General features: G+C 68.1%; 30 protein-coding genes. 8 read left to right on the top strand and 22 right to left on the bottom strand.

Annotated features, from left to right (window positions below):
- The first annotated feature begins 81 nt into the window (after positions 1-81).
- Positions 82-378 carry a DUF6665 family protein gene (locus tag VIL76_RS18185; RefSeq protein ID WP_332046456.1) on the top strand — a complete coding sequence of 99 codons (297 nt, stop codon included), beginning with the start codon at positions 82-84 and terminating at the stop codon, positions 376-378.
- A 67-nt stretch (positions 379-445) separates the two neighbouring features.
- Entirely contained in the window at positions 446-766 is a 321-nt protein-coding gene (locus tag VIL76_RS18190; protein ID WP_332046457.1) for a DUF6665 family protein, read from the top strand.
- On the opposite strand, the gene VIL76_RS18195 is transcribed toward VIL76_RS18190, so the two are convergent.
- A complete protein-coding gene (locus tag VIL76_RS18195) occupies positions 763-2,568 on the bottom strand; it encodes an acetolactate synthase 3 large subunit (protein WP_332046458.1) in 1,806 nt (601 codons plus the stop codon). The genes VIL76_RS18190 and VIL76_RS18195 overlap by 4 nt on opposite strands.
- A 172-nt stretch (positions 2,569-2,740) precedes the next feature.
- Entirely contained in the window at positions 2,741-3,673 is a 933-nt protein-coding gene (gene miaA / locus VIL76_RS18200) for a tRNA (adenosine(37)-N6)-dimethylallyltransferase MiaA (protein WP_332046459.1), read from the bottom strand.
- Between the two features lies 1 nt (position 3,674).
- On the opposite strand from miaA, the gene serB reads away from it, so the two are divergent.
- Positions 3,675-4,559 (top strand): phosphoserine phosphatase SerB, encoded by an 885-nt coding sequence (gene serB, locus VIL76_RS18205; protein ID WP_414695447.1) that lies wholly within the window; start codon positions 3,675-3,677, stop codon positions 4,557-4,559.
- Here the strand turns inward: serB and VIL76_RS18210 are convergent.
- The 4 genes from VIL76_RS18210 to VIL76_RS18225 form a co-directional block, all read right to left on the bottom strand.
- A complete protein-coding gene (locus tag VIL76_RS18210; protein ID WP_332046460.1) occupies positions 4,556-4,786 on the bottom strand; it encodes a hypothetical protein in 231 nt (76 codons plus the stop codon). The two genes, serB and VIL76_RS18210, sit on opposite strands and share 4 nt — an antisense overlap.
- A gap of 62 nt (positions 4,787-4,848) precedes the next feature.
- Positions 4,849-5,178 carry a hypothetical protein gene (locus tag VIL76_RS18215; protein ID WP_332046461.1) on the bottom strand — a complete coding sequence of 110 codons (330 nt, stop codon included), beginning with the start codon at positions 5,176-5,178 and terminating at the stop codon, positions 4,849-4,851.
- A gap of 426 nt (positions 5,179-5,604) precedes the next feature.
- On the bottom strand, positions 5,605-6,711 hold the full coding sequence (locus VIL76_RS18220) for a hypothetical protein (protein ID WP_332046462.1): 1,107 nt from the start codon (positions 6,709-6,711) through the stop codon (positions 5,605-5,607).
- 82 nt (positions 6,712-6,793) lie between these two features.
- Complete coding sequence (locus VIL76_RS18225) at positions 6,794-7,093, bottom strand: hypothetical protein (RefSeq protein ID WP_332046463.1); 300 nt, start codon at positions 7,091-7,093, stop codon at positions 6,794-6,796.
- Between the two features lie 168 nt (positions 7,094-7,261).
- On the opposite strand from VIL76_RS18225, the gene VIL76_RS18230 reads away from it, so the two are divergent.
- The 3 genes from VIL76_RS18230 to VIL76_RS18240 all read left to right on the top strand — a co-directional run bounded on the left by VIL76_RS18230 (position 7,262) and on the right by VIL76_RS18240 (position 8,537).
- Positions 7,262-7,426 (top strand): hypothetical protein, encoded by a 165-nt coding sequence (locus VIL76_RS18230; RefSeq protein ID WP_332046464.1) that lies wholly within the window; start codon positions 7,262-7,264, stop codon positions 7,424-7,426.
- Positions 7,427-7,494: 68 nt separating this feature from the next.
- Entirely contained in the window at positions 7,495-7,683 is a 189-nt protein-coding gene (locus VIL76_RS18235; protein WP_332046465.1) for a hypothetical protein, read from the top strand.
- 257 nt (positions 7,684-7,940) lie between these two features.
- Positions 7,941-8,537 (top strand): hypothetical protein, encoded by a 597-nt coding sequence (locus VIL76_RS18240; RefSeq protein ID WP_332046466.1) that lies wholly within the window; start codon positions 7,941-7,943, stop codon positions 8,535-8,537.
- 5 nt (positions 8,538-8,542) lie between these two features.
- Here VIL76_RS18240 and VIL76_RS18245 read toward each other — a convergent pair whose 3' ends face one another.
- The 9 genes from VIL76_RS18245 to VIL76_RS18285 form a co-directional block, all read right to left on the bottom strand.
- The gene (locus VIL76_RS18245; RefSeq protein WP_332046467.1) at positions 8,543-8,905 is read right to left on the bottom strand and encodes a hypothetical protein; all 363 of its coding nucleotides are present in this window, start codon (positions 8,903-8,905) and stop codon (positions 8,543-8,545) included.
- Positions 8,906-8,951: 46 nt separating this feature from the next.
- Positions 8,952-9,500: a hypothetical protein gene (locus VIL76_RS18250; RefSeq protein WP_332046468.1), complete on the bottom strand. Its 549-nt coding sequence runs from the start codon at positions 9,498-9,500 to the stop codon at positions 8,952-8,954.
- 3 nt (positions 9,501-9,503) lie between these two features.
- The gene (locus VIL76_RS18255) at positions 9,504-9,923 is read right to left on the bottom strand and encodes a hypothetical protein (protein ID WP_332046469.1); all 420 of its coding nucleotides are present in this window, start codon (positions 9,921-9,923) and stop codon (positions 9,504-9,506) included.
- A gap of 121 nt (positions 9,924-10,044) precedes the next feature.
- Entirely contained in the window at positions 10,045-10,236 is a 192-nt protein-coding gene (locus tag VIL76_RS18260) for a hypothetical protein (RefSeq protein ID WP_332046470.1), read from the bottom strand.
- 67 nt (positions 10,237-10,303) lie between these two features.
- Complete coding sequence (locus VIL76_RS18265) at positions 10,304-10,435, bottom strand: hypothetical protein (RefSeq protein WP_332046471.1); 132 nt, start codon at positions 10,433-10,435, stop codon at positions 10,304-10,306.
- A 41-nt stretch (positions 10,436-10,476) separates the two neighbouring features.
- Positions 10,477-10,689, bottom strand: coding sequence for a hypothetical protein (locus tag VIL76_RS18270; RefSeq protein WP_332046472.1), 213 nt, complete (start codon positions 10,687-10,689; stop codon positions 10,477-10,479).
- Positions 10,690-10,739: 50 nt separating this feature from the next.
- Positions 10,740-10,949, bottom strand: coding sequence for a cold-shock protein (locus VIL76_RS18275; protein ID WP_332046473.1), 210 nt, complete (start codon positions 10,947-10,949; stop codon positions 10,740-10,742).
- 248 nt (positions 10,950-11,197) lie between these two features.
- A complete protein-coding gene (locus VIL76_RS18280) occupies positions 11,198-11,314 on the bottom strand; it encodes a hypothetical protein (RefSeq protein WP_332046474.1) in 117 nt (38 codons plus the stop codon).
- A gap of 346 nt (positions 11,315-11,660) precedes the next feature.
- Positions 11,661-12,695 (bottom strand): sensor histidine kinase, encoded by a 1,035-nt coding sequence (locus tag VIL76_RS18285; RefSeq protein WP_332046475.1) that lies wholly within the window; start codon positions 12,693-12,695, stop codon positions 11,661-11,663.
- Between the two features lie 658 nt (positions 12,696-13,353).
- On the opposite strand from VIL76_RS18285, the gene VIL76_RS18290 reads away from it, so the two are divergent.
- Both VIL76_RS18290 and VIL76_RS18295 read left to right on the top strand, forming a co-directional pair.
- The gene (locus tag VIL76_RS18290; RefSeq protein ID WP_332046476.1) at positions 13,354-14,097 is read left to right on the top strand and encodes a hypothetical protein; all 744 of its coding nucleotides are present in this window, start codon (positions 13,354-13,356) and stop codon (positions 14,095-14,097) included.
- Between the two features lie 102 nt (positions 14,098-14,199).
- Entirely contained in the window at positions 14,200-16,296 is a 2,097-nt protein-coding gene (locus tag VIL76_RS18295) for a pentapeptide repeat-containing protein (RefSeq protein WP_332046477.1), read from the top strand.
- Positions 16,297-16,394: 98 nt separating this feature from the next.
- Here the strand turns inward: VIL76_RS18295 and VIL76_RS18300 are convergent, their stop codons facing one another.
- The 7 genes from VIL76_RS18300 to VIL76_RS18330 all read right to left on the bottom strand — a co-directional run bounded on the left by VIL76_RS18300 (position 16,395) and on the right by VIL76_RS18330 (position 24,437).
- Positions 16,395-17,483, bottom strand: a complete 1,089-nt coding sequence (locus VIL76_RS18300) for an acyl-CoA dehydrogenase family protein (RefSeq protein ID WP_332046478.1) — start codon at positions 17,481-17,483, stop codon at positions 16,395-16,397.
- 144 nt (positions 17,484-17,627) lie between these two features.
- Positions 17,628-18,842, bottom strand: a complete 1,215-nt coding sequence (locus VIL76_RS18305) for an acyl-CoA dehydrogenase family protein (protein WP_332046479.1) — start codon at positions 18,840-18,842, stop codon at positions 17,628-17,630.
- A gap of 163 nt (positions 18,843-19,005) precedes the next feature.
- Positions 19,006-20,232, bottom strand: coding sequence for an acyl-CoA dehydrogenase family protein (locus VIL76_RS18310; protein ID WP_332046480.1), 1,227 nt, complete (start codon positions 20,230-20,232; stop codon positions 19,006-19,008).
- A 138-nt stretch (positions 20,233-20,370) separates the two neighbouring features.
- Positions 20,371-21,564, bottom strand: coding sequence for an acyl-CoA dehydrogenase family protein (locus VIL76_RS18315; RefSeq protein ID WP_332046481.1), 1,194 nt, complete (start codon positions 21,562-21,564; stop codon positions 20,371-20,373).
- Positions 21,565-21,620: 56 nt separating this feature from the next.
- Positions 21,621-22,850, bottom strand: coding sequence for an acyl-CoA dehydrogenase family protein (locus VIL76_RS18320; protein WP_332046482.1), 1,230 nt, complete (start codon positions 22,848-22,850; stop codon positions 21,621-21,623).
- A 12-nt stretch (positions 22,851-22,862) separates the two neighbouring features.
- Positions 22,863-24,083: an acyl-CoA dehydrogenase family protein gene (locus tag VIL76_RS18325; RefSeq protein ID WP_332046483.1), complete on the bottom strand. Its 1,221-nt coding sequence runs from the start codon at positions 24,081-24,083 to the stop codon at positions 22,863-22,865.
- 84 nt (positions 24,084-24,167) lie between these two features.
- Positions 24,168-24,437 (bottom strand): hypothetical protein, encoded by a 270-nt coding sequence (locus VIL76_RS18330; RefSeq protein WP_332046484.1) that lies wholly within the window; start codon positions 24,435-24,437, stop codon positions 24,168-24,170.
- Between the last annotated feature and the right edge of the window lie 72 nt (positions 24,438-24,509).

Consider the following 24,509-nt stretch of genomic DNA (forward strand, 5'->3'; position numbering starts at 1 on the left):
CCCGCTCATGGCAACCCGCCCGCGGCCCCGCTTGCGTCCGGCCGCCCGGCCGCCAACATGGGCGCGATGTCTTCCCTGCGCATGCCCCAGAGCCTGACCAAGCGCCTCGGCGTCGAGACCGGCGAGGCCGTGCTGCGCTACGAGCTGCTGCAGGAGCAGGCCGCCGCGCTTGGCCGCCAGGGCGAGCGGGTGGAGAAGGCGCTGGCCGCGCTCGCCGCCTGCCCGGGCGAGGGCCGCCCCGAGGCGCTGAAGGTCGCAGCGGACGCCGTCTGGTGCTTCTTCGTCCAGCGCGAGGTCATGGGCCTGCGCGACCGCACGGCCATCGTCGCCCAGTACGCCATCCCCCGCGAGGTCCTGAACCGCCTCGGTGTCAAATAGTCGGGAGCGCGCGCGCCTCCGGTTCAGGGGTGCTATGGTCAGGGGTCACGGAAGGAAGGGAGCCTGCATGTCTCCGCTTCACGCCCCCAGGACGCTCGCCGAGCCGCAGCACGTGGATTCAGGCGAGGCGGTCCTCAAGTTCGAACTCCTTGAAGAGCTGGACGCCGCCGTCTCCCGCTGCGAGCACCAGGTGGAGGCGGCGCTCGATGCGCTGCAGGCCTGGGACGGTCCGGCGGCCGGCCGCGCCGCACTGCTCGACTGGGCCGCCGACGCGGTCTGGCGCCTCGTCGTCCAGCACGAGGCCTGCGACTGCGCAGACCATCAGGCCCTGCTTGAGCGCCTGCACGTGCCGCCCCAGGTCATGGCCCGGATCGGGGCGCGGCACTAGACCAGCCGCTTCCCCGCGTCGTCGATGATCGAGCCCAGGTCACGGGCCTCCTCGGCCATGATCATCTCGTTGTGCGCCTTGCCCGACGGGATCATCGGGAAGCAGTTCTCTTCCTTGGTGACCCGGCAGTCGAAGAGCACCGGCTTGTCGACGCTGATCATGTGCCGGATCGCGTCGTCCAGCTCGTCCGGGTGCTCGGCGCGGATGCCCACCCCGCCGTAGGCTTCCGCCAGCTTCACGAAGTCGGGCAGGCTGGACGAGTAGGAGTGTGAGTAGCGCTCCCCGTGCAGCAGCTGCTGCCACTGGCGCACCATGCCCATCCACTCGTTGTTGAGGATGAAGATCTTGATCGGCAGGTCGTGCTGAACCGCCGTCGACATCTCCTGCATGGTCATCAGCACGCTGGCGTCCCCGGCGATGTCGATCACCAGGCTGTTCGGGTGCGCGATCTGCACGCCCACCGCCGCCGGCAGGCCGTAGCCCATCGTCCCCAGCCCGCCCGAGGTCATCCAGCGGTTCGGCTCGTCGAAGTGATAGAACTGCGCCGCCCACATCTGGTGCTGGCCCACCTCGGTGGTGATGTAGACGTCGCGGTCCTTGGTCAGCTCGTACAGCCGCTGGATGGCATGCTGCGGCTTGATCAGCTTGGTGTCGGGCCGATAGCGGAAGCTGTCGCGCGCCCGCCAGGCCTCGATCTCCCGCCACCAGTCGGCCATGGCCTGGGCGTCGGTCTTCAGGTTGCGCTTCTTCCAGACCGCGATCAGGTCCTCGAGCACGCTTGCTGCATCGCCGACGATGCCCACGTCCGCACGCACGTTCTTGCCGATCGAGCTGGCGTCGATGTCGATGTGGATCTTCCGTGAGGTGGGCGCGAACGCGTCCAGCCGGCCGGTGACGCGGTCGTCGAACCGCGCGCCCACCGCCACCATCACGTCGCAGTCGTGCATGGCGTTGTTGGCCTCGAAGCTGCCGTGCATGCCCACCATGCCCAGCCACTGCCGGTTCGACGCCGGGAAGGCGCCCAGGCCCATCAGGGTCGAGGTCACCGGCGCGCCGGTCAGCTCGGCCAGTTCGCGCAGCAGGGCGGCCGCGCGGGGGCCGGCGTTGATCACGCCGCCGCCGGTGTAGAGGATCGGCCGCCGCGCCTTGGCGAGCATCGCCGCGGCCTCGGCGATCTTCCCGGGATCGCCCTTCACGCGCGGATTGTAGTTGTGGCTGTGCTTCACCTCGCCCGGCCCCTGATAGGCGCCCTTGGCGAACTGCACGTCCTTCGGGATGTCGATGACCACCGGACCCGGCCGGCCGGACGTGGCGATGTGGAACGCCTCGTGGATGATCCGCGGCAGGTCGGCGACGTCCTTCACCAGGTAGTTGTGCTTGGTGCAGGGACGGGTGATCCCGATCGTGTCGCACTCCTGGAAGGCGTCGGTGCCGATCAGGTGGGTCGCCACCTGGCCGGTGATGACGATCATCGGGATGCTATCCATCAGGGCGTCCACGATGCCGGTCACCGCATTGGTCGCGCCCGGCCCGGACGTCACCAGCACCACGCCGGGCTTGCCGGTGGAGCGGGCATAGCCTTCCGCGGCGTGGGTGGCCCCCTGCTCGTGGCGCACCAGCACGTGCCGTAGCCGCGGCTCGGCAAACAGCGCGTCATAGATCGGCAGCACCGCCCCGCCCGGATAGCCGAACAGCACCTCGACGCCCTGGTCGAGCAGCGCGCGCACGACGATCTCCGCGCCGGAGAGGGTGTCCCCCTCTTGGTCTTTCGGGTCGGCTTCGATGGTCTGGTGGGCGGTCATGGGACGGGACCTGGGTGTGGAATGGACAAGAAAAAAGGCCCTCGGAGGGGCCTGGTTGCGAGCGACCGTTCGTTCTGACGCGGGGTCAGACCGTCTACGGCCGCCTTACGAGTACGAGGATCGCGCGCACGTGCGTTCTCCGAAAACCGAGGTTCAGGGCTTTCGCATGCTCCTAGGAGAGCGTCAAGCGTGGCTCTAGGGCAATAAACTGCCTCCACTGTTCCTCCTGATCTTCGCCCCCGATCCGCGGCCACTCGCCCATCTGTCCCCGCTGCCAGGTCATCTGCCGCTTGGCGTAGCGCCGCGTCTCGCGCTTGGCTGCCTCCAGGGCCTCATCCAGCGTCGTCTCGCCCCGAACGAAGGCCGCCAGCTCCCGCACGCCGACCGCCTTCATCGCCGGCAGGTCGGGGTCCAGGTTTCGCCCGACCAGAGCGCGCACCTCCTCGACCGCGCCCGCCTGGACCATGGCGTCCAGACGCGCGTCGCAGCGGGCGTAGAGCACGTCCCGCGCAGGCTCCAGCGCCGCGCCGCGCCAGCTCCCCTCCGGCAGGACGGGGTCGCCGGTCTGCTGCCAGTCGCTCAGCGCCATGCCCGTCGCCGCGAACACTTCCCAGGCCCGCACCAGCCGCTGCCGGTCCCCCGGTGCGATGCGGGCCGCGGCGGCCGGGTCGTGCAGCCCCAGCCGCCCGCGGAAGGCGCTCTCGCCCATGTGTTCGAAGTCGTCCGCCGCCTGCCGCCGCACCGGCGCGGCGATCTGCGGGATTTCCGCAAGGCCCTTGGTCAGCGCCCGGAAATAGAGCCCGGTCCCGCCGACCACGACCGCCGTGCGCCCCCGGCCCGTGATCTCGCCTAGGACCTCCGCGGCGGTCCGCAGCCAGCGCCCGACGCTCCAGCCGTCGGCGGCGTCGGCCACGCCGAACAGGTGATGCGGCGCGCGGGCCTCCTCCTCGGCGGAAGGCCGCGCCGTCAGCACCCGCAGGTCGGCATAGAGCTGCATGGAGTCGGCGTTGACGATCTCGCCGCCGACCGCATCCGCCAGCCTCAGCGCCAGCGCGGACTTGCCGCTTGCCGTGGGCCCGGCGATCAGCCAGATGCGGCCGGACATGCTGATCGCCCTCACCCTCGTCTATCCCGCCGGCGCCCGGCGATGGCGCGCCCGCCTGACCACCCTGGAGACCGCCAGGATGGTGGAGGAGCGCGCCCTCTCGAAGGGCGTGGTCTCCGCCTACGACTACATCTTCGACGTGGAAAGCCTCGAGGCGGTCCGCGCCGGCCTCGCCGAGGACCTGAAGGACGCTCCCATCGACTGGTGCGTCCAGCCCGCAGAGGGGCGGAAGAAGCGCCTGCTGGTCGCGGACATGGACTCCACCATCATCAACGTCGAGTGCCTCGACGAGCTCGCCGACTACGCCGGCAAGAAGACCGAGATCGCCGCCATCACCGAGCGCGCCATGCGCGGCGAGCTGGAGTTCGAAGGCGCCCTTCGCGAGCGGGTCGGGATGCTCAGGGGCCTATCCGTCGACGCCCTGCAGCGCACCTACGACGAGCGCGTCCGCCTCAACCCCGGCGCCCGCACCCTGGTGCGCACCATGGCGGCGAACGGAGCCCGCTGCGTGCTGGTCTCCGGCGGCTTCACCTTCTTCACCTCGCGGGTCGCCGAGGCCGCCGGCTTCCACGCCAACCGCGCCAACACCCTGATCGAAGGGGAGGGGACGCTCACCGGGCGGGTGGGCGAGCCTATCCTCGGCCGCGAGGCCAAGCTCGCCGCCCTGAGGGAAGAAGCCGCCGCCGCCGGCCTGGACCTCTCCGAGACACTGGCGATCGGTGACGGCGCCAACGATCTGGCGATGATCAAGGCCTCGGGCCTGGGCGTCGCCTACCGCGCCAAGCCGATCGTCGCGGCCGAAGCCCACGCCAAGGTCGACCACGCCGACCTCACCACCGTGCTGTTCTTCCAGGGCTATGCCGCCGACGAGTTCGTGACCGGCTAGCTGCGCATCGCCCCCTGGCCGCGGTCCTCCGCGGCCCAGAAGTGCGGGCGCCGGGTGAAGTGGTAGGCGGCGGTCTGCAGGCCTTCGATGGCCACGCCGATGGCGTGGTAGTCGGCGCCGAACGGCTTGCAGCGCATCTGCAGCTTGCGGAGCTGTTCCACCAGCGGGGTCAGCTCCTCGAAGGCCTTAACGGGGTCGGAGATGCCTGTGTAGCGAATGCGCGTCATGGGGCGAACAAATGCAGAACATCTGCGCCGCGCGCCAGCGACCGCGGGTTGCATCTGCGGGATCAGTTCACGGCGGGCGGGCGGAAGGGGCGGAAGCCGACAAAGGCGTCGTTGACCCACAGCGCCATCCAGCCGCCGCGCTTCCACTTCAGCTGCACCTTCAGCCGGCCCGGCTCGCCGCCGTCCTGTGCTGGCGGGAACACCACGTCGTCGCCGCCCGCGGGGTTCACCCGCAGCGCCCAGTGGTTCAGCGGCGTGCGCACCGCCTGGATCACCAGGCCCTGGTCTTCCACCTCGAGCTGGAGGGTGCGGCCGGTCGGGCGCGGCGTCTCGTAGTCGAAGACCACGTGGCCCTCGTCGCGATAGCGGCGGATGTCGCAGGTCTCGCTCACCCGCCGCTAACGCGCGAAGGCCGCAGTCTAGTTCCCCGCAGGCGCCGTGCGCTTAGCCGCCGATGGCCTGGGCGGCGACGGCGAGGCTGGCGGCCACCGGCACGAGGGCGATCACCACCAGGTTGGCGAGGGTGATGAAGATCGCGCGGTAGAGCATCGGGTTCGTCCCTCGCAGGTGGAGCTTGGCGGCGTCGAGGGCCGTCCAATACCCGTGGCGGACCGGGCCTGTTGTGACCCCGGTCACCGTTGGAGGTGAGAGGGAAGTTGGCCGGCTCCGCAGGCGTTTAGGGGGGTGCCAGGGGTGTGGCGGAGCCGGCCGTTCCGACCGCAAGTGGGGGGGCTTCGTGCGGTCGCGGCAATAAACTCCGCTTGGCGAACGGCGTTCCGGCCAAGCTCGCTTTTCGCGAAAATATTTTTGGAAGGGGCCTACGCGCCGCCGCCGGCCGCCCCGGACGGCTGCTGCGTCTGCTGCCCCGTCTTCTTGGGGATCGGCGTGCCGAAGATGCCCGGTCCCAGGCTCGGCGCCCGGCCCTCGGCCTCGTCCTTCCGCGCACCGGCCAGGATGCCGGGCATGGCGTAGTTGCCTTCGTGGCAGGCGTACTCGTAGACCAGCTCCTTGCGGCCGTTGAGCGCGAGCTCCGCCCGCCAGGGCTGGCTGTAGTAGACCGGGTCCTCGACGGTGAACTCGTAGAAGATCTCGTCCTTGCCCACCCGGGTGAAACGCTCGGTCACCTTGCCCTTTTCCGTCAGGTAGATCGGGCCGGAGCGGGCCTGCTGCGGGTTCACGTTCACGGTCTCGACGACCAGGGTGTCGCCCTCCCACCAGCCGACGCTGTCGCCCAGCCACTTCGGCACCGGGCCGTGCATCGCCTGGGCGGCGGCCTTGCTGGCGGCGATCGGCACGATCCGGGCGTCGTGCACCATCTCCACGTCGATCACCACCGCGCCGGGCGTCTGAACGATGTGGTAGTTGTTGTTGTACATCGGGTTCAGCATCCCGGGCCCGCCGGAGCCGGAGAAGCCGATCAGGCACCGCTCGGGGATGGGCAGGGCCTCGGGCCCGTGGAACAGCACCTTCTGCCGCTCCGCCCGCACCGCCGCCACCCGCTTCCTGCCCTCGTCGGTGAGCGGCATCTGGCCGCTGGCCGGCTCGACGATCCAGGAGGTGCGGTACTCGCCCTTCACCTTGCCCAGCATCTTGCCCGGGTCGATCCAGAAGGCGTTGTAGCCGCGGTCGGCGTTGCCGTCGTCGAGCAGGGCGTCGTCCGGGTTGCTCTCGCCGCTCTCGGCCTCGATCAGCTGCATGAAGGGGTTGGCCTTCACCAGCGCCTCGGCTTCGGCCTTCGAGACCACCAGCTTGGCGACGCCCGGCGGCCGCTGCAGGTTGGTGAGCGCCGCGTTCGACCACACCCCGCCCAGGTCAGGCTTGCCGTCGGCGGTGCGCGGCGGGCTCCAGCCCTTGTCGGCGGCCAGGGCCGAGCCGGCGGCGGCGAACGCCAGGACGGCGATGGCGGCGGCGGTGATGGTCTTCATGTGACGCTCCTCCCGGGGGCCGCTCGCGCCGGCCGCTCTCGGATCAGGAGCCTAGCAGAACCGCGCCGGCTGGCGAGGCGCCTCAGCGGCTCACGCCCACGCGCCCGCCCGGGAAGCTCGGGCTCTCGCGCACGTGCTGGCGCGACAGGCGCTCGCGGGTCTCGTCGTAGACGTCGCGGTCGTAGCAGACCCGCGTGATGCGCCGCGAGCCGGTGGGCCGCTCGTTGAAGCAGATCTGCTTCGGCTTCTCCGCCTTAGCGTCCTCGGCAGGCTTGGGGGCCGGCACGGTCACGGGGGAAACCTCGGTCACACCGGTGGCGGCGGGGGCCTGCGCCGGCTCGGCCGCGGCCAGGGCGACGGCGGCCAGGAGGGCGAGCAACATGCGGAACTCCTAAGGCGACGTACTTCGAATGTCGCCGCACTGCGCCACAGGTTCACGCGCAGGGCAAGTTACCGTGGGTTCACGGGCGTCCCGCGACGACATCCATTAAATCAGCGACTTGACTACAAGCGCCCGGAACGCCCCAGGGCTTGTGCGGGTTGGCGGGCCATGAAGTCGCAGCAGGAACTGATCGCCGAGGCCGAGGAGGCCGAACGCCTGGCGGCTGTGGTCAGCTACCGTCCGGACAAGGAGCGCCTGCTGCAGAAGGCCGCCGAGCTGCGCCGCAAGGCCGAGCAGGCCCCGCCCGCCGGCGACAGGCGCCCCCCACGGTGAAGCTCCTTCAGCTATCAGTCATGTAACGGCGTTTACTCGGCGCGTCCCTCGGAACGGGAGCGCGCGGCTTGCCCCTCTACACCTTCTACTGCTGGAGCCCCGACCGGGCCGCCGCCCTGTCCATCGAGGCCGGCGTGCACGAGAGCGACGAGCAGGCCGTGGCCGCTTCCCAGCGGATCCTCGCCCAGCACTCCACCTGCCACCGGGTGGAGGTGTTCGACGGCGACCGCGCCGTCGGCGAGGCCGTCCGGGCCTGAGCCCCTTTTTCGTACGGCGCAGCTTCGTGACGCCCGTCACAGCCGCCCGCCCTCGTCTGCGGCACAACCGGGTCATCGCAACGGCCCGCCGGGCCAGCCCAGACAAGGACCTCTCCGATGACCACGCTCACCACCTTCGCCAACGTCGTCATGGCCGCCGTCATCCCCTTCGCCGCCGCCGTCGCGGCGATCGCCGGCCTCGGGGCTTACTGATCGGGCCCCGCGCCATTTGCCGCCACGGCCCCGCCTGGGCCAGTATGCCCGCGATGGGATTCTCGATCTCCTGGCTGGCCTTCGAAGGCCTCACCAAGGCCGACGCGCTCGGCCGCCTCTCGCTGACCGACACCGGCCATCCGGACGAGGCCAACGAGGCGCCGTTCTCGGCCGCCGACCTGCCCACGGGCTGGGCGCTGGTGTTCAGCAACGACTTCGACTTCGCCTCCGACGCGCGCCTGGCGCAGCTCTCGGCCGGCGCGACGCTGCTGGCCGGCCAGGTGGAGGAGCACGTCATGTACAGCTCGGCGCGCCTGTTCCGCGACGGCGCCTGCGTCTGGCGGATCCAGCACGACGCCGGCTGCGGCCTCGCCCACCTGGACGCCGAAGGGCGGCTCCCCGAGACCTTCGCCGCCGCGCGCGACGCGGCCCTGCGCGAGCTGGACGAGGCGGGTGGCGAGGCCTCCGAGGTCGACTTCCTGTTCGACGTCCCTGTCGAGGTCGCCGCCGACGCGTGCGGCTGGCGCTACGATCAAGACGAATTCGAATGGGGACAGGCGGAGTTCACCGTCGCCGCGGACCCGGGGGCCACGGGCAGCGTGGCCGCCCTGATGGCCCGCCTCTTCGGCCGGCGGCGCTAGACCGCCTACTTGGTGACGCGGCCCTTCACCAGCTTCAGCTGGACACCCTTCGCCGCCTTCATCGGCACGCCGAACTCGCTCGGGAAATTCTCGCACATGCTGCCGGGCAGGCGGGGCTTCGACTGGCTGAGGCAGACCTTGTCGCCCTTCACCGTCCACTTGCCGGCCAGGTCCAGCCCCCGCCGGCTCAGGCCCGTCCAGGTGCCGTCCGGCTGCAGCCAGATCTTCCGCGATCGCCCGTCCGGGTCGATCGTCAGCACGGTGTTGCCGAAGGCGGCCTTCACCTTCGAAGACGCGTCGGTGGCGGCCTGGGCGGAGAGCGGCGCGGCCATCAGGGTGGCCGCCAGGAGCAGGAAGGTTCGGGTCATGGCCACCTAACGCAGGACGAGCCGAAAAGCGCCGCGCCGAAACGGGCTAGCGACACGCCGCCACGAAAGCCGCCCGCAACTCCGCAGGCGGCGCCCCCGGCGCCAGCTGCCGCGCCGAGTAGGAGACCGCCAGCGGCGCGCCCCTCCCGAGCGACTCGAGGAACCCCGCCTCCCGCGCCCCGGTGGCCCTGAGGCCCTGCGCAGGTCCGTCCATCGACACCACCAGGACCGCGAGCTGATCGCCCGCGCCGAGCGTGAGCCGGTCCTCGCTGCCGATCCGCGTGAGCCCCGGAAGCTCCGCATACAGCTCCCCGCTGGTGAGGCAGACCAGGCGGAACGCCTCCGCGCCGCTCGCCTCGCGCCTGACGAGCGCGACCCCGTCGCCCGCCGGCTCCACGTTCCAGCCCGGCCCGGGATTCCCCGCCACCACGTCGCCGCCGTCGCCGCGAAGCTCCGTCCGCAGCCAGGAGATCGCCAGCAACGCCGCCGCTGCCGCGACGCCCGCCAGCAGCAGCCCGCGCGCGAGCGCCAGCAGCCGCCGCGCCGGCTTGCGGCTGCGACCGCCGTCGGGACCAGCCGCTGGGGTTTCGGACACGCCTCAGACCTTCTCGTAAGCCGTCCGGGCGGCCGCCTTCGCCCGCTGGCGCTCGCGGATCATGAGGAACTTGCCCTCCGGTTCTCCCGCAATACGCCAGCGGCCCTCGATCTCGGTGCGGTCCGCGTTCAGCCGTCCTTCGTAGCGCACCGGCCTGTCGTAGCCGGAGCCCTGGGCGGCGTCATCGTAGGTCTTCAGGAAGCTAACGTTCTCACCCTCGCGGGCCCCGCCAATCGTGGCGAACACCGTCACGCCGAGAAGCCAGGGCAAGGTCGACGCTTCGTGCGTCGTGCCGCTCAGCGCGCCCGCCGTGTCCAGCACGCTGGCCACGAACGCGGTCGGCTCGCCACCGTAGGGATAGGTGTACATCCCGTGCCAGACGCCGGTCAGGTTCTCGCCTCCGCCCGCGTCCTCCTCCGACATAGCAACCCTCGCGCAGGCGCCCTTCAGGATGCCGCCCGCCCTCAAAGCCAGCGTCGATTGCGAGCCTGCCGGTCCAGGCGTGTCAAGGACGGCGGCGTCGTCGCCGCCGGCGCAACGCGACCTAAACCGCTTCGAGCACGCTGCCGCTGGGCAGGTCGCGGCTGGCCGCGCACCAGAGCTCTACGGTCCGCGGCCGCTCGGGGAGCATGCGCGCGGCCATGCCGTTGGCTTCAGCCAGGCTGGAGGCCTCGATCCAGGCGGCCCAGGTGATCGTACCGGCGGCGTCGCGGATGGAGGCTCGAAAGGTCTGCATCACTGAACTCATGCTGTTGCGGATCGAGGGGGGGGGGGCGCCAGGCGCGGCGCCCATGGGCGAGCGTTCAGCTCGCCGGTGTCGACTTCAGGTGCAGGATCGGGCGCGAAGCCCTTGCTATCGGTGTGCGGGCCGCGTGGGCCTTGGCCGCGGTCTCGGCGGCGCGCCGCGACGGGCGGATGACGGTGGTGAAGGACATTGTTGTTCCAGACAGGAAAGTAAGAGGGGGGGCCGAGCTGATCAGGCCGGTTCGCACTCGGCCCGTGCGTCGACGGGCCGTCTGTAGGCGGCGGCGCAGATGGCGATGAGATGACTGCTGATGGCCCGCGGCGCGAGCAGCGCATCGACGGCCCGGCAATCCTCGGCCTTCAGCCGACGCCTCAGGTCCGGAAGGTCTGCAGCTTCGCCGGAGCGGGCGAGCTCGAAAGCACGTTCGATGGTCGGTCGGGTCATGTGTCAGGGCAGGACGCCCGAGGAGGCGGCGCCTCCCCGGGCCTGAGGCCTTAGGCCGCTTGCAGCTGGGCGGCGGAGAACTTTCCGCTGCGGCTGTCGCGCTCGAGCTCGTATCCGAGCTTCTGGCCTTCATGGATGGAGCCGAGGCTCGAACGTTCGACCGCGCTGGCGTGGACGAAAACGTCCGGGCCGCCGCTGTCAGGTTGGATAAAGCCGAAGCCCTTGGTGGGGTTGAACCACTTGACGGTGCCGGTTGTCATAGGAATTTCTCTTCTAGGTATGAGTTTTCGAACGCCCCCGCGGAGGCGTCAGATCAATTGTCGGAGAGGTTTTAGGTAGGCCCGGAGCTCGATCCTGAGATCAAGAGCGGAGAGCAACCGAAGCCAAATCGCAATTCGATAGGGACATAATCCCACACATCGCTCGCCAACGCGAGCGAAAACTTATCCGACCTCCAGACGAGACTTCGTCCGATGCGCGCCGGGATCGCCTCCCGGCGCGCCGTGGCTTAGCGGCCCTTCGCGCCGGACGGGTCCAGGAACGAACGCCCGGCCGGTTGCGGCTTCGGCTTCTCCTGCTTGGGCTTGCGGACTTCCTTGTTGGACTTCTTCTGACCCTTGGCCATGTGCACCGCGCTCGGCTTGTGTGACGGTGCGAACTGCGGACGCGGGTCTATCACCCGCATCCGCCGTGGACGCACCATTATCTGCTGAATTTTCGCAGCGCCCCGCAGTTCCCGCGGCGACAGCCCCAAGCCGCTCGTCATCCCGGCGCAAGGTCGCGCGCCCCGATCAAGCCTGTGGCGCATGAGCATCCTTCAGGATGCCCCCCCGCCCTTAAGCCCATGGTTGATTGCGAGACGCCCTGGCCGGCAGACAAACTGGCCGCCATGGTCCTAAGGCGCTGAGGACTTCGCGAGCGACCGCTGAGGGGGGAAAGCTGACGCCCCAGGTTACAGAGCCCGATCGCGTTCACACGCCGGCTGCTCCAGAGCGCACGATGGAAACCGCCGCCCCAGGGGCTGTCCCGTCTAGCAAGACGACTGCCCGCAGTTCGGTGGCCAAGGCCTGAACGATGCTCGTTCCCAGCCCCTCGACCACTTCAGCGGTATCGGCAGGGAACCCGACCCCGTCGTCGCTAACCGTAAGCACCCAGCCGCTTTCCGTGACCGAGTAGCGCACGGTGATCACTCCCGCGCGGTCACCAGGGAAGGCGTATTTGACGGCGTTCAGCACCAGCTCCGTGGTGATGAGCCCGAGCCTGACCGACACTTTCGCTGCCACGCGGCCCTCGTCCGCCACCACATGCAGCGACACCCGCTCGGGGTCGTGGATCATCGAGGCCGCAATGCTGTCGCACAGCTTCTCGAGGTAGGGGCCGAGTTCGACCCACTCCTCCTCTGAACCGGCAAGTCGTCGCTCCAGCGCCGCCACCGACATGACCCGGTGGTGGGCGTTTTTGAGATGGCCGCGAACCTCCTCAGATTGCGCCCTCCGCGCCTGCTGCATGAGGACACTGGCGACGATCTGCAGGCTATTGGCGACGCGGTGCCGGGCCTCCTCCACCAGCAGCGCGTTCCGCTGGCGCAGTTCCTCCTTTTCCTGTTCGGCGGCGTGAGCCTGGCTCAGGTCTGTCACCGCCAGCAGCAGCCGGACCTCGTCAAGGTCGAGGTATTCGAGCCGCTCGGCGTGCGCCAGGAGCCTGAGGGGCTCCCGCCCCCGGCGCGGCAGGCTCATTTCGGTGTCCTCGGAGCCGTCTCCTGAGAGCGTGCTCTCCAGCAGGGCGCGCAACTCGGGGAGGTTCCATGCCCCGCCCCCCAGATCAAAGACCTGCTGCCCGGTGGCCGCTGACCCATCAAGCTCGAATGTGCGGCAGAAGGCAGTGCTGAAGGCGATGACCTTCAACTCGCCGTCCAGAAGCATGAGCGGTGAGTTGGCAGCCGCCACGACGGCTAAGGTCAGGCTGAGCGCAGCGTCCTGTTCGCCGGTTTGCTCAACAAGAGCCAACTCTGCATTCCATCATCCGGCAGAGGCCGTGCCGCAACCTCTTTCCCGCAATGGTGTAGCACGGCCCATGGGGGGCGCAAGGAAGGCGCCTGCCTTGAGAAGTAACGTGCCCGGCGTGGGGGGGGGCGAAGACCTGGCATTGCGTCGGAAACCCGACGCGGGACACCGACGGCTGTCGACTAGACTTACCCGGGGCTGGACTACGGGGGCCAGGAGCTGGCCCGTCACAACGACGCGCGTGTGGAGATGCTGAACGGTCAGGCTGGTCACGGACGGGTCAGGGCTGATCCTGTTCGTGCTCGACCTGTCGGCAATCGAAGCTCCGGCGGTAAGCCGACGCGCCGAGGTCGTTCTGCATCAGCGGGGCTGCAGTTGCACTCGGCCGAGCGGCAGGTGACCGCCCTCGAAACGGAAGCAGACCCATCTTAGGTCCGCTATGGGTCGCCTGCGGACCAATCCTCCGCCCCTGGCCCGGCAGGCAAACTGCCCGCCATGGACTTAAGCGCAGGACCGGCCGCCTCCCATACAGCCCCTGCACCGTGGGCGCTGCGGCGGGCGGAGGGCGAGGTGGCGGATGGGGCGCTTGCGGCGCAGGGCCTTGATTTTCGTCTGTATCAGGCGCTTTCCTAAGCTTGACTGTAGTGGGGGGAAATCAAGAATGTTGAAGCACACGCTCGCGGCGGCGGCCGCGCTGGCGCTGACTGGTTGCGCCACGACCTACGCCCTGGCGCCTATCGCTAGCTCGAACCAGGAGGTCACGTACGACCGAGGGGCGGCATTGGTGATGTCGAAGAAGGACCAGGGCGCAGTGCGCGTTGCTCCGACCTCAACGGCCTTCGAAGGACGAATGAGCCTTGGCGTCGTGGCGTTCAACGACGGATCATCCAACTTCAATCTGGGTACGGAGAACGTTCAGGTCTTCACAGCCAACGGTACGCCGGTACGGGTGTTTACCTACGAACAGCTGGTGAAGGAGGCCAAGACTGCGGCTGCGTGGCAGACGTTCGCGGTAGCCTTGTCTGGAGCGGCAAATGCGTATGCGGCATCGCAGCCCACGACCGTGAACACCTATGGGACGGCGTACGGGTCGAGGACAGGCTTCACGAACTACGCGTCGACGTCGACGGTGTACAACCCCGCCAATGCGGCGCTCGCCAACTCGATCAATCAGGCCCAAACCAACCGCAGCCTGTCTATGATCAGCAGGACGTTGGACGACACGCTGAGCGGCCTCGGCGACAGCGTCCTGAGGACAACCACCGTCGAGCCTGGCCGTGCGGTAGGCGGCAACGTCATCGTCAACAAGCCGAAGTTTGCCAAGGGAGAGCCGCAGCAGTTGCGGGTCGTTGTCGGCTTTGCGGGCGAGGAGCACGAGTTCCGCTTCGCGCTCGCGCCTTCCTGATGTTGCCCGGCGCGTTAACCGCACTAGCCGGCCTGCTACAGCGGGGAGTTCATGGCGCCGCGGTCACGTCGGGGAGATGTTGAAGCTCAGGCGTGAACTGAAGTGAACCAGAGGCAATTTACCGAACTTTTCGAGGCGGACTCAAAATACCGCGCCTGGTTCAAAGCTTGGTGGGACGCCGATTATTCGGTGGAGGGCTGCCGGAAGAGTGGGATCAACTTCCCACGCGCCTACTCGTTCGCCGAGTTTAGCGGCCGCCGGTGGACGTACGGAAGGTCCCCCCCGCACGACCCCGAAGGGCGGCCGAACTCGGAGTTCACGCCTCTCAACCACCAGTCGCCCATCGGCAATATCCTTCATGAATTCGGGCCTGATCTGCGCGGGGTCTGGCTCTTCAATTTCGACGAGCGAAGGCTACTCGGCAACAGCCTGTCTCTAAACCAAGCCCTCGTGCTGGGGCGCTTGGCCATCACGGGACGCAATCTCGAGTCTCTCAGCTTGGACGATGCTTATGTTGCGGGTGCGGTAGCGGTCACCTCGCAGGTCAGCAGCGGCATCTCGATGGCTCGCGTAACCGCGCACGAGGTTGAGATCAGCAACGCTCGGGCGACGGTGACTCTTACGGACGCCTTCGTGCGGGATCGGGTCGCGATCCAAGCCAATGCTCTGGTTCTGATGGAGCGACTGCGCAGCGAGGGAGCAGTTCATACGAGCGGTGACGTTCGGGCAGAGAGATTGCGGTGCAAGGCTCTGACGATCAGCGGTCTAAATGACTCTGCCTTCGGACGGATCGATCACAGCAAAATACTAGATCAAGTTCAGATAAGCGGGGGAGCCGCAAACTATTATCTTTCGGCGCAAGATGTTCAGGCTGGTGCGCTCTCGTTGGAAGGAGTGGTTCTGAAGCGGGCGGACTTTACTCGTTCCAGGGTGAACGGGCGCGTGAAGCTGGGTGCCTCAAAGATCGCTGAACTTGACCTTCGATCTGGAATATTGACTGACCTAGAGGGTCGGGGAGCGAACATCGAATTCCTGAGACTCGACGAGGCGGCGTTTTCGGGGTCGGTCGGTTTGCCAGGGCTTCAGTGTGAAACCCTGGTTTTCACTCGCTCAAAGTGCAGGGGATACTGCGATCTATCCGATGCTAGGATAGGCACGGTTCTCAGTGCTGAAGAAGCGCAGTTTGAAGGGCGGGTCCAACTCTCTGGGGCCCAGCTTCGAGGCATCGTGCATCTGCACAACGCCCGCTTCGGAGCTGGTCTCATCGCGAGAGCCGGCACGTCCGAGTTCGCAGCGGACGTCGGCCGTGCCAACTTCCTCGGCGCGAAATTTGCTCCGGCGGCTGACGAGATCTGTTTCGATTTTGATCGGAGAAGATTTCTTGAGGCGGCTACTTTTGACTCAGCCGAGTTCCTTGGATTAGCGGAATTTTACGGCTGCGAGTTCCATGAGAACGTCTCATTTCGAAATGTAAAATTTGAGATCGCTCCGAGCCCTTATGCCACTGGCTCTCGATGGACTTGGGTGCTTAGCGCAGGACGAGCCCTAAAGGCCGACTTCGATACTGAATTCTACAAGCTGACCAACTTCAGGCGGTGCCTAAGAGAGCCACCCAACCCGGCGGCTCAGTTGTCGGAGAATGCTCGCTTGGCCTCATATGAGCGAGCCTACAATGCTCTCAGGCAGCGGGCCGAAGAAATCAACAACGCCAAGTATGAGCGCTTCTTCCATACGCTTGAACTGAGAGCTCGGCGCTCTAGACGATGGGACCGGGACGCACCTCCAACGGAGAATGCCCTCTCTTGGCTGTACGACGTGAGCAGCGAGTACGGACAAAGCGTTTCTCGTCCCCTCATCGTATTGGGGTTAGTGGGGTGGATCGGTTTCGCGGCCGTTTATTGGACAGTTGCAGCCGTCTGGAGCGTGGAGGGGGCCCTTGAGGCGCTCCAATTCTCCGCCCGGCAGATTGTGAAGCCGTTCACCGTTTGGAGCCGGGACGTTAATCTGCCGGCGGTCCCACGTGGCTCCGAGACTTTGGCAGGTGGGTGGATCGAGAACCTCTTCACCGGCTGCTCTCCGGTGGCGGATCTGCTCAAGTCTCTGCTCGTCAGAGTGGTTGGATCGGTCCAGTCTGTCGTCGCGTTGGCACTGCTGTTTCTATCTGGTCTGGCCGTGCGTCGCGCGTTCGCTCTCTCCTGATCGAAAAACCCCTCCGCAGCTCGCGCCACGGAGGGGTCCTTAGCCCACCCCATTCCCCAAAGCCGGCGCGTAGGGCGCGCCGGCCTCGGAGCCTGATCTCAGTAGCCCTGCAGCCGCGCGTAGCGGTCCCGGTGGTAGGCCTGGTTGCCGAACGCCGCTTCCGCCGCCCGCGCGCGCTTCAGGTAGAAGCCGGCGTCGTGGGCGTCGGTCATGCCGATGCCGCCGTGCATTTGGACCATCTCGTTGGACACCAGGTGGAAGGTGTCGCCCATCTTGGCCTTCGCCAGGCTGGCCAGCTCCGCCACGTCCGGCGCGTCGTTGTCGATGGCGGTGAGCGCCGCCTCGACCGCCGAGCGCGACAGCTCCAGGTCGGTGAACATCTTGGCCGCCCGATGCTGCAGCGCCTGGAACGAGCCGATCACCTGGCCGAACTGCACGCGCGTCTTCAGGTAATCGAGCGTGGTCTCGAAGGCCTGGGTGGCCGCGCCCAGCATTTCGGCGGCGACGCCGGCGCGGGCGCGGTCCAGCACCTTCTCCACCAGTTCGAAGCCGCCCGAGAGCGGCTCGGCGGCGGCGCCGTTCAGCTCGATGTTGGCCGCGCCGCGGCTGTCGGCGAGCTGCAGGCGCTGGCGCTTCACGCCGCCGTCGTCGGCGCGCACCAGATAGAGCCCGATGCCGTCCGGCCCCTTGGCCGAGACCACCAGCAGGTTCGCCGCCATGCCTTCCAGCACGAAGGTCTTGCGGCCGGTGATCTTGCCGCCCTCGAAGCGCGCCTCGACCTTCTCCGGCCGGTGGTGCGGGCCCTCGTCGATGGCCAGCGTCGCCACGACCGAGCCGTCGGCGATCTTCGGCAGCCACTCCGACTTCTGCTCGTCCGAGCCGCCCAGCACCAGCGCGCTGGCCGCAGCCAGGCCCGAGGCCAGCAGCGGCGAGGCGGTCAGGGTGCGGCCGGTCTCCTCCAGGATCAGGCCCATGGACAGGTAGCCGAAGTTCGAGCCGCCGTACTCTTCCGGGATGATCACCCCGGCCCACCCCATCTCCGCCATCTCGTTCCAGGCGTCGGCGTCGTAGCCCACGTCCACGCCGCTATCGCGCATCTTGCGGAACGCGGTGACCGGGGACTTCTCCTGCACCCACGAGCGCGCCGCGTCGCGGAGCATCGATTGTTCTTCGCTCAGAACGGCCATCTGTCTTTCCTCGTCTTCTTATTCCGCTCGTCCCCGCGCAGGCGGGGGTCCAAGCTCAAGTTGAAAATACGGATACCACGCCGCCCACAGGCTGAAATGCAGCTTGGGTCCCCGCATGCGCGGGGATGAGCGGCGTGGCGGGTGTCACTTGTTCTGCGTCATGTCCGGCAGGCCCAGGATGCGCTTGGAGACGATGTTCGACTGCACCTCCTGGCTGCCGCCGTAGATCGTGAAGGCCTTGCCGAACAGCCACGTCCGCACGGCCTCGATCTCCTCCCTGGAGAACGCCTCGCCCTCCCAGCCCAGGCCCTGGTGGCCCATGATCTCGAGGGTGAGCTCGTGCTGCTCCTGCATCAGCCAGGTGCCGGCGTTCTTCATGATCGAGGTCGCGGAGGAGGGGCCGGAATTGCCCTTGCTCTCGGCCATGGCCCTGAACGCCGTCTGCTGGAAGGCGCGCATGTTGATGGCGTTGTTGGCGATCCGCATGCGCAGGTCGGCGTCGGCGATGCGGCCCTTGTCGTCCACGCCCACGTAGTCCTTGGCGAGCTGGTCGAGCGTCTTGCGCGACCCGAACATCCCCGCACCGCCGCCGGCGCCCGACAGCCCCGAACGCTCGTGCTGCAGCAGCCGCTTGGCGATGCTCCAGCCGCCGTTCAGCGGACCGACCAGGTCCTCCTTCTTGGCGATGGCGTCGGTGAAGAAGGTCTCGCAGAACGGCGACGACCCGGCGATCAGCTTGATCGGCCGCACCTCCACCCCCGGCTGGTCCATCGGCAGCAGCACGAAGGAGATGCCCTCGTGCTTCTTGGTGAAGTCGGTGCGCACCAGGCAGAAGCACCAGTCGGCGTACTGGGCGCCGCTGGTCCAGATCTTCTGGCCGTTGATGACGAAGTGGTCGCCCTTGTCCTCGGCCTTGGTGGAGAGCGCCGCCAGGTCGGAGCCGGCGCCCGGTTCGGAGAAGCCCTGGCACCAGACGATCTCGCCCTTCACGATCGGCGGGATGTGGCGCTGCTTCTGGTCTTCGGTGCCGTATTCCAGCAGCGTCGGGCCGAACATCATCACGCCCATGCCGCCGATCGGGTTGTAGGCGCCCGCCCGGCCCAGCTCCTGCTGGATCACCCGCGCCTCGGCGCCCGACAGCCCGCCGCCGCCGTACTGCTTCGGCCAGGTGGGCACGCCCCAGCCCTTCTCGCCCATGGCCTTGCGCCAGGCCTCGTGCTCGGCCGACGGCGGCTTGTCGCGCTCCTCGCGCATCATCGGGTTCGGCTTGCCCTTCAGGGCCGCCGGGAAGTTCTCGGCGATCCAGTCGCGCACTTCCGTCCGGAAGGCCTCGACGTCCCCGCCACCGAAATCAGCCATTGAAAATCCTCAAAATAAAAAACCGCTCATCCCCGCGAACGCGGGGACCCAAGCTGAATATGCCTGGTCCCGCGCATCACGAGCGCCGCTTGGATCCCCGCCGGAGTTTATCCTCGGGTCGGCCTTCGGCCGAGCCCGGGGGCGGGGACGGGCGGAGATAGTGTTACCCCCTCTGGGTCACCTCCGGGAGCCCCAGGATGCGCTTGGCGATGATGTTGTTCTGGATCTCGGCCGACCCGCCGGCGATGGTCCCGGACTTCGAGCGCAGCATGATGCGCATCGTCTCGATCTCGGTCCCGCTGAACGCCGGTCCGGCCCAGCCGAGCCCTTGCGTCCCCAGGATCTCCACGGCCAGCTCCGCCTTCTCCTTGCGGACCATCGAGCCCACGTTCTTCAGCACCGACGAGGTGGCCGACGGCCCCTGGTTCGACCGGCTCTCCTCCGCCGCGCGGCGGCCGGTGAGCTGGAAAGCCTGCTCCTCCATCAGGTGCTCGGTGAGCCGGCGCCGCAGGTCCTGGTCGGCGAGCCGGCCGTCATCGTCGAAGCCGACGTAGGTCTTGGCGAGTTCGGTCAGCGGCGTCGCGATCGAGCCCGCCTGCGCGCCGGGCGTCAGCGCGCCGGCGCCCGAGATCCCCTGCCGCTCGTGCTGCAGCAGCCGCTTGGCCACGGTCCAACCGCCGTTCAGCGGCCCGACCAGGTTCTCCTTCGGGACGCGCACCTCGGTGAAGAAGGTCTCGCAGAAGGGCGTCGTGCCGTTGATCAGCAGGATCGGCCGCGTCTCCACGCCGGGAGAGCGCATGTCGATCATCAGGAAGCTGATGCCCTCGTGCTTCTTGCTGTTGTCGGTGCGCACCAGGCAGAAGCACCAGTCGGCGTACTGCGCCCCGCTCGTCCAGATCTTCTGACCGGTGACGATATAGTGGTCGCCGGCGTCGACCGCCTTGGTCTGCAGCGAGGCCAGGTCCGAGCCCGCGCCGGGCTCCGAGAATCCCTGGCACCAGCGCAGCTCGCCCTTCACGATCGGCGGGATGTGGCGCTGCTTCTGCGCCTCGTTGCCGTATTCCAGCAGGGTCGGGCCGAACATGATCACGCCCATGCCGCCGATCGGATTACGCGCCCCGATCCGGTTCATCTCCTCGGCGAGGACCTTCGCCTCCTGTTTGGAGAGTCCCCCACCGCCGTAGGCCGTGGGCCAGGTGGGCGTGCCCCACCCCTTCTCCCCCATCCGCTGCTTCCACAGCGCCAGGTCGCCCTCGGGCTTGCGCGCGCCGGCCGCCAGCTCGGAGACCGCGTCCGGGTCCTCGCGTAGCGAAGCCGGCAGGTTCGCCTCCAGCCACTCGCGCGCCTCTGCCCGGAAGGTCTCCAGGTCGGCGCCTCCGAAGTCGGCCATGTCTTCCTCCCACCAAACTCCGCTCATCCCCGCGAAGGCGGGGACCCAAGCTGAGTCCGATGTCTTTCGCACCGGTCCTCGAGCTCACTCGGAAAGCCCGCTTGGATCCCCGCATGCGCGGGGACGAGCGGGTCATGATCATCCGTTCTGCGTCGTGTCCGGCAGCCCCAGGATGCGCTTCGACACGATGTTTGACTGGATCTCCTGCGACCCGCCGAAGATCGTCGTGGCCTTGCCCGACAGCCAGGTGCGCACCGCGTTGCGCTCCTCCTTGCTGAACGCGTCGCCGTCCCAGCCGAGGCCCTGATGACCCATGATCTCGATGGTCAGCTCGGCCTTCTCCTGGCCGATCCAGGTGCCGGAGTTCTTCATGATCGAGGTGGTCGCCGAGGGGTTCAGGTTGCCCTTGGCCTCATCGACCACCCGCTTCAGCGTCAGCGCATGCGCCTTGGCGTCCATGGCGTTCCTGGCGATCCGCATCCGCAGGTCGGGGTCGGCGATGCGGCCCTTCTCGTCCAGGCCCACATAGCGCTTGGCGAGCTCGACCACGTTCGGCCCGGCCATCATCCGGCCGCCGCCCTGGCCGGAGCGCTCGTGCTGCAGCAGCCGCTTGCCGATGGTCCAGCCGCCGTTCAGCGGCCCCACCATGTCGTTCTTCTCGACGCGGGCGTCCGTGAAGAAGGTCTCGCAGAAGGGCGACGAGCCGGCGATCAGCTTGATCGGCCGCACCTCCACGCCGGGCTGGCGCATGTTGATCAGCACGAAGCTGATCCCCTCGTGCTTCTTCGACGTATCGGTCCGCACCAAGCAGAAGCACCAGTCGGCGTACTGGGCGCCGCTCGTCCAGATCTTCTGTCCGTTCACGGACCAATGGTCGCCCTTGTCCTCGCACTTGGTCTGCAGCGAGGCGAGGTCGGAGCCGGCGCCCGGCTCGGAGTAGCCCTGGCACCAGCGCAGCTCGCCGCGCACGATCGGCGGGATGTGCCGCTGCTTCTGGTCCTCGGTGCCGTATTCCAGCAGCGTTGGGCCGAACATCGAGGTGCCCATGCCGGCCACCGGATTGTAGGCGCCGATGCGGTCCATCTCCTGCTGCAGCACGCGGGCCTGCGGTCCGGACAGCCCGCCGCCGCCGTACTGCGTCGGCCAGGTGGGCGCGCCCCAGCCCTTGTCCGCCATCCGCTGCTTCCAGGTCAGCGCGTCGCCCGTGGGCTTCTCGCCGCCCGGGATCATGGCGATGTCCGAATTGGCGAGCGACTTCGGGAAGTTGGCCTCCAGCCAGTCGCGGGCCTCGGCCCGGAAGGCGTCCAACTCTGATCCGCCGAAATCGGCCATCGGAAGTCTCCCTGTTAATTCAATTGCTTAGCCTAAGTATAGCACTCTCTTGAACGCTACTGGAGACTCTTGTTGCTCAGCGGGTCGGGCAGCCCCAGCACCCGCTTGGCCACGATGTTCAGGTTGATCTCGCTGGTGCCCCCCTCGATCGAGTTGGCCTTCGAGCGCAGCATGCTGCGCATCGCCTGCACCTCGACCGGGGAGAAGCCCTCGCCGCCCCAGCCCAACCCCTGATAGCCAAGCGCCTCGACCAGCAGCTCGTTGCGCTCCTGGGCCACCTTGGCGCCGGCGTACTTCATGATCGCCGCGGCGTTCGACGGCCCGTTCGAGGCCCGTGCATCCTCGGCCGCCCGCTTCATGGTGAGCTGGAAGGCGCGGTTCTCCATCAGGTGATCGGTGATCCGCCGGCGCAGGTCCGCGTCAGCCAGCCGGCCGTCGTCCTCGACCCCGAGGCTCGCCTTCGCCGCCTCCGGGATCGTGGGCATCGCCAGCGTCTGGCCGATGTTGCCGGCGCCTAGCGAGCCCGCGATGGAGTCCCGCTCGAACTGCATCAGCCGCTTGGCCACCGTCCAGCCGCCGTTCAGCGGCCCGAACAGCTGGTCCTTCGGCACCTTCACGTCCGTGAAGAAGGTCTCGCAGAACGGGCTCGTCCCGTTGATCAGCGGGATCGGCCTGACCTCTACCCCCGGCGCCTTCATGTCGATCAGCAGGAAGCTGATCCCCTCGTGCTTTTTCGAGGTGTCCGTCCGCACCAGGCAGTAGCACATGTCCGCGTGCTGGGCGCCGCTCGTCCACACCTTCTGGCCGTTAACCAGGAAGTGGTCGCCCTTCTCTTCCGCCCGGGTCTGCAGGCTCGCCAGGTCAGAGCCGGAGCCGGGCTCGGAATAGCCCTGGCACCACCACACCTCGCCCATGACAATGCCCGGGAGGTGCTGGCGCTTCAGCGCCTCGGAGCCGTATTCCAAGAGCGTCGGGCCGAAGAACCGCACGCCCATGCCGCCGATCGGATTGTGCCCGCCGACCTTCGCCATCTCCTCGGCGAGCACCTTCGCCTGTTCGCGCGAAAGGCCGCCGCCGCCGTGCTCCTTAGCCCAGGTAGGCACCCCCCAGCCCTTGGCGCCCAGCGCGAGGCGCCAGGCCCGCGCCTCGTCGCTCTCCGGCTTGGCCTGCAGCTTCGCCAGCTGCGCATTGGCGTCGTGCGCTAGGGACGTCGGGAAGTTCTCCTCGAGCCAGTCGCGGACCTCGGCCCGGAAGGCCTCCAGCTCGGTTCCTCCGAAATCCGCCATGACGACTAGCTCCTACTTGGGATCCGGCAGGCCCAGCACCCGCTTGGCCACCACGTTGAGGTTGATCTCGCTCGTGCCGCCCTCGATGGAGTTGGCCTTGGTCCGGAGCCACCCGCGGACGGCGGCGATCTCCTGCGGGGCGTACCCCTCACCGTCCCAGCCCAGCCCCTGGTGCCCCAGCGCCTCGACCATGAGCTCGGAGCGCTCCTTGGCGAACTCGGCCGCGGCGTACTTGATGATGGACGTGGCCGCGCTCGGGCCGTTGCCCGCCCGGCTCTCCGCCGCGCTGCGCGCAATGGTCAGGCGCAGCGCCTGGAAGTTCATCTTGTTCGTGGTGATGCGGGCGCGCAGGTCGAGGTCGGCGAGGCGGCCGTCCTCCTGCCCCACGTACTGCGTGGCGATGTTGGCCAGGTCCCCCGACGCGCCGCCCGCCGTGCCGCCCTCGCCGAAGCCCGCCGAGATATTCTGCCGCTCGTACTGGAGCAGGCGCTTGGCGATCTCCCAGCCGCCGTTCAGCCGACCGACCAGGTTGTCCTTGGGGATCTTCACCTCGGTGAAGAAAGTCTCGCAGAAGGGGCTCTCGCCGGAGATGAGCCGGATCGGCCGCGTCTCGACGCCGGCGGTCGCCATGTCGATCAGCACGAACGAGATGCCCTCGTGCTTCTTCGAGGTGTCGGTGCGGACCAGGCAGAAGCACCAGTCCGCCTTGTCCGCGTAGCTTGTCCACACCTTCTGGCCGTCTATTTGCCAGTGGTCGCCCTTGTCGACGCAGCGGGTCTGCAGGCCAGCGAGGTCGGAGCCGGCGCCGGGCTCGGAGTAGCCCTGGCACCAGCGGATCTCGCCGTTGATGATCTTGGGCAGGTGCTCGCGCTTCTGCGCCTCGGTGGCGTACTCGAGCAGGACGGGGCCCAGCATCCAGATGCCGAAGGAGAGGAGGGGTGGGCGGTAGCGGCCGGCGGCGAGCTCCTGCTCCACCACGCGGGCCTGTTTGGGGTCGAGGCCGCCGCCGCCGTATTCCTTGGGCCAGGCCGGGGCGGTCCAGCCCTTCTCGGCCATGCGGCGCATCCAGACGATCTGCGGGTCGTCGGAGCCCTCGAACCGGCGGCCGCCCCACACGGCTTCGGGGTCTGTGCTGGCGTTGGGGTCCCGGAGCTCGGGCGGGTAGTTGGCTTCAAGCCAGCTGCGGACCTCCGAGCGGAAGGCGTCCAGGTCGGCGCCGCCGAAGTCGGCCATCGAGAGGCTCCTGATGGAGTAGAGAGGGCTCCACACCTTAGCGTCGGGGCGCGGGCGGGCAAGCGGAACCGAACAGTTGTTTGACTAGCGGCCGGTGCTGACGCCCAGCAGGTTCACCAGGTGGACCACCAGCAGCAGGAGCACGGCTGCGCCGGTGACCATGATCGCGCGCCAGGGGACCAGCCGCGGGCCCTTGACCAGGTCGGGCGGACGCGCCCCGCGCCAGCCGGCGAACGCCACCAGGGCCGCCAGCACGGCGATGAGGGTCAGGGTGAGCGGCAGCGGCATCTGCGACCGGGTATCGCAGGGCGAACCGGCGTGCGCCAGCGCGTCCCTCCGGTTGCAGCCGATCATCCACAGAAGACCGCCTCCGCACACCAGATGTAGCGTTAAGGTCGCGTTTACACCCCCAGGAATCGATGCCTA

The sequence above is a fragment of the Phenylobacterium sp. genome (genome assembly GCF_036563285.1).
Lineage (GTDB): Bacteria > Pseudomonadota > Alphaproteobacteria > Caulobacterales > Caulobacteraceae > Phenylobacterium.

Excerpts from the sequence above, each read along its gene's own strand:
- VIL76_RS18185 (WP_332046456.1), top strand. The coding sequence starts at position 82 with ATGCCCCAGAGCCTGACCAAGCGCCTCGGCGTCGAGACCGGCGAGGCC.
- VIL76_RS18190 (WP_332046457.1), top strand. The coding sequence starts at position 446 with ATGTCTCCGCTTCACGCCCCCAGGACGCTCGCCGAGCCGCAGCACGTG.
- VIL76_RS18195 (WP_332046458.1), bottom strand. The coding sequence starts at position 2,568 with ATGACCGCCCACCAGACCATCGAAGCCGACCCGAAAGACCAAGAGGGG.
- miaA (WP_332046459.1), bottom strand. The coding sequence starts at position 3,673 with ATGTCCGGCCGCATCTGGCTGATCGCCGGGCCCACGGCAAGCGGCAAG.
- VIL76_RS18210 (WP_332046460.1), bottom strand. The coding sequence starts at position 4,786 with ATGACGCGCATTCGCTACACAGGCATCTCCGACCCCGTTAAGGCCTTC.
- VIL76_RS18220 (WP_332046462.1), bottom strand. The coding sequence starts at position 6,711 with ATGAAGACCATCACCGCCGCCGCCATCGCCGTCCTGGCGTTCGCCGCC.
- VIL76_RS18225 (WP_332046463.1), bottom strand. The coding sequence starts at position 7,093 with ATGTTGCTCGCCCTCCTGGCCGCCGTCGCCCTGGCCGCGGCCGAGCCG.
- VIL76_RS18230 (WP_332046464.1), top strand. The coding sequence starts at position 7,262 with ATGAAGTCGCAGCAGGAACTGATCGCCGAGGCCGAGGAGGCCGAACGC.
- VIL76_RS18240 (WP_332046466.1), top strand. The coding sequence starts at position 7,941 with ATGCCCGCGATGGGATTCTCGATCTCCTGGCTGGCCTTCGAAGGCCTC.
- VIL76_RS18245 (WP_332046467.1), bottom strand. The coding sequence starts at position 8,905 with ATGACCCGAACCTTCCTGCTCCTGGCGGCCACCCTGATGGCCGCGCCG.
- VIL76_RS18255 (WP_332046469.1), bottom strand. The coding sequence starts at position 9,923 with ATGTCGGAGGAGGACGCGGGCGGAGGCGAGAACCTGACCGGCGTCTGG.
- VIL76_RS18260 (WP_332046470.1), bottom strand. The coding sequence starts at position 10,236 with ATGCAGACCTTTCGAGCCTCCATCCGCGACGCCGCCGGTACGATCACC.
- VIL76_RS18265 (WP_332046471.1), bottom strand. The coding sequence starts at position 10,435 with ATGTCCTTCACCACCGTCATCCGCCCGTCGCGGCGCGCCGCCGAGACC.
- VIL76_RS18270 (WP_332046472.1), bottom strand. The coding sequence starts at position 10,689 with ATGACCCGACCGACCATCGAACGTGCTTTCGAGCTCGCCCGCTCCGGC.
- VIL76_RS18275 (WP_332046473.1), bottom strand. The coding sequence starts at position 10,949 with ATGACAACCGGCACCGTCAAGTGGTTCAACCCCACCAAGGGCTTCGGC.
- VIL76_RS18280 (WP_332046474.1), bottom strand. The coding sequence starts at position 11,314 with ATGGCCAAGGGTCAGAAGAAGTCCAACAAGGAAGTCCGCAAGCCCAAG.
- VIL76_RS18290 (WP_332046476.1), top strand. The coding sequence starts at position 13,354 with ATGTTGAAGCACACGCTCGCGGCGGCGGCCGCGCTGGCGCTGACTGGT.
- VIL76_RS18300 (WP_332046478.1), bottom strand. The coding sequence starts at position 17,483 with ATGGCCGTTCTGAGCGAAGAACAATCGATGCTCCGCGACGCGGCGCGC.
- VIL76_RS18305 (WP_332046479.1), bottom strand. The coding sequence starts at position 18,842 with ATGGCTGATTTCGGTGGCGGGGACGTCGAGGCCTTCCGGACGGAAGTG.
- VIL76_RS18310 (WP_332046480.1), bottom strand. The coding sequence starts at position 20,232 with ATGGCCGACTTCGGAGGCGCCGACCTGGAGACCTTCCGGGCAGAGGCG.
- VIL76_RS18315 (WP_332046481.1), bottom strand. The coding sequence starts at position 21,564 with ATGGCCGATTTCGGCGGATCAGAGTTGGACGCCTTCCGGGCCGAGGCC.
- VIL76_RS18320 (WP_332046482.1), bottom strand. The coding sequence starts at position 22,850 with ATGGCGGATTTCGGAGGAACCGAGCTGGAGGCCTTCCGGGCCGAGGTC.
- VIL76_RS18325 (WP_332046483.1), bottom strand. The coding sequence starts at position 24,083 with ATGGCCGACTTCGGCGGCGCCGACCTGGACGCCTTCCGCTCGGAGGTC.
- VIL76_RS18330 (WP_332046484.1), bottom strand. The coding sequence starts at position 24,437 with ATGATCGGCTGCAACCGGAGGGACGCGCTGGCGCACGCCGGTTCGCCC.